Genomic DNA, 1965 nt, shown 5'->3' on the forward strand with positions numbered 1-1965 from the left:
TCTTTCAATCACGTTTTTTCTTTCAAAGTTTTCGGTATATTTGTTAACGCCAGTCTTGAAAATACGCAACAGACGCAAAGCCTGGGAACGTTGTGTGCAATGCGGAAAAAATCCTTTAAAAATCAAAAAACCAAATCAATGAAAAAAATTATTACTACGACAATCTTATTTTGCCTTTTAGTAAACTTTGCTAACGGACAAGAAAATGAGTACAAAACCATTGAAAAAAATACAATGGAAGGCACAAAAGTTGGAGTTACTAAAAACGGCAAAGTAATAATTCCAGCGGAATATGATGCTCTCGGAGAATATTCAAGCGGAAAATTTGTGGCTTTAAAAAATCAAAAAGTTGGTGTCATTGATACTCTCAACAAAACCGTAATTCCTTTCAAATATTCGTTTATAACAAATTTTATAGGAGACAGAACATTTTTAGCCGAAAATGAAAAACTTGCGATGGCGGATGACAAAGGCAACATATTAACAAAATTTGAATTTGACGAAGTATTAGGTTATGAAAACGGAATTGCAAGAATTTTAAAAGACAATAAAGTTGGATATGTGGACAAAACTGGAAAAATGATTATTCAGCCAAAATTCAACGAAGGATATGATTGCTACGGTAACTTTATTTTAGTCTATACTTCAAGTTGGAAATCTTTAGGCTATCAATATGTTCAAAAAGATTTTTTTGGCAATGTACTTGACCAAGGAGATGTTGGAATGTCTGGAAAGTTGCCTATACTTTTCAGCAAAAAAGGCGAAATATTATACAAAGGGCAATTTGGAGAAAAAATTAAAATTACACCAAACGAAAAATTAGCTGTTTCAGATAGATATTTGGAAATGGGAACGAGAGAATCTAAAATAATTGACTCGAATGGGAAAATCTTGCATCAATTTGACGGACCAACTTCGGTTTCAATCGAAAACGAATGGATAAGAGTTTCTACTAACACAGGTTCAGGCTACAAAGTCGGCATTATTGATTTTAACGGTAAAGAAGCCTTAAAGCAAAATTTTAGTGACATTTCAAGTTACAGGTTTAATAATGGAACTTTGGCAAAAGTAAAATTCCCAAATGGTGCATTTTTCTACATCAACAAAAATGTAGAATGCGTAGAATTTGAAGGACAAAGTTGCCCAGAATAAAATGGAATTTATAAAACAATCGTTAAAACAAATTTTAAAAGTTGTTGACGACTTGGAAAGTGAATATAAACATCACGAAAGAAAATTTACTTTGGACGGTCATTTATTTGGAAGCATTGGAGAAGTTTACGCTTGTGAGAAATACAATTTAAAATTAGAGAATTCTTCAAAAAAATGTTTTGACGCAACGGACAAAAAGGGAAATGAAATACAAATTAAGGTTACACAAAAAAATAAAGTTGGAATGCGACATAAACCTCAAAAATTATTAGTTTTAAAACTAAACAGAGAAAATCTGGAATTTGAGGAAATTTATTTTGGCAACGGAGAAATGGCTTGGAACAATGCAAACAAAATAAACTCTTCAGGACAAAGATTTATAACTTTAAACAAATTAATCGGATTAAAAAGCACAGCACACAACAATGGCTATAAGTAATTGCTTTTTCTCGCCTACTTCTGAAAATCCTCGCGGATTTTCAGTTTGGTGTGTACTTGCAAAGTTAAGTGCTAAACCACGCAACTACTCATAGCCGAGACCGTTAAATGCAATATATTTTCCGAACTTACGCTGAAAGCTTCTCTTCTACTTTTCCGTTAGATAATTTCTAAAAATGTAGCCGAAAAATTTTGCGTGATAAGTGAAAACTGAACCGAACTTTGCCGAAAAACTTTATGTTGAAAATACATTGCGTGAATCCAAGCTTTGCCGACAGACCAAGTTTGCGTGACAATGGAAAGCCGAAAACCAAACTTTGCAGTAAAATGTTACGTTGTCTTTTAAGTTCCGAAAATATAAAACTGCATTTAACA

At 32.6% G+C, this 1965-nt stretch carries 2 protein-coding genes; both read left to right on the top strand.

Going from position 1 to position 1965, the window contains the following annotated elements; translation table 11 throughout:
• The first annotated feature begins 138 nt into the window (after positions 1-138).
• On the top strand, positions 139-1152 hold the full coding sequence (locus tag BP92_RS0113645) for a WG repeat-containing protein (protein WP_026726537.1): 1014 nt from the start codon (positions 139-141) through the stop codon (positions 1150-1152).
• Between the two features lies 1 nt (position 1153).
• The gene (locus BP92_RS0113650; RefSeq protein WP_026726538.1) at positions 1154-1591 is read left to right on the top strand and encodes a DUF6998 domain-containing protein; all 438 of its coding nucleotides are present in this window, start codon (positions 1154-1156) and stop codon (positions 1589-1591) included.
• Positions 1592-1965 lie beyond the last annotated feature (374 nt).

This window comes from Flavobacterium sasangense DSM 21067 (genome assembly GCF_000686885.1).
GTDB lineage: Bacteria > Bacteroidota > Bacteroidia > Flavobacteriales > Flavobacteriaceae > Flavobacterium > Flavobacterium sasangense.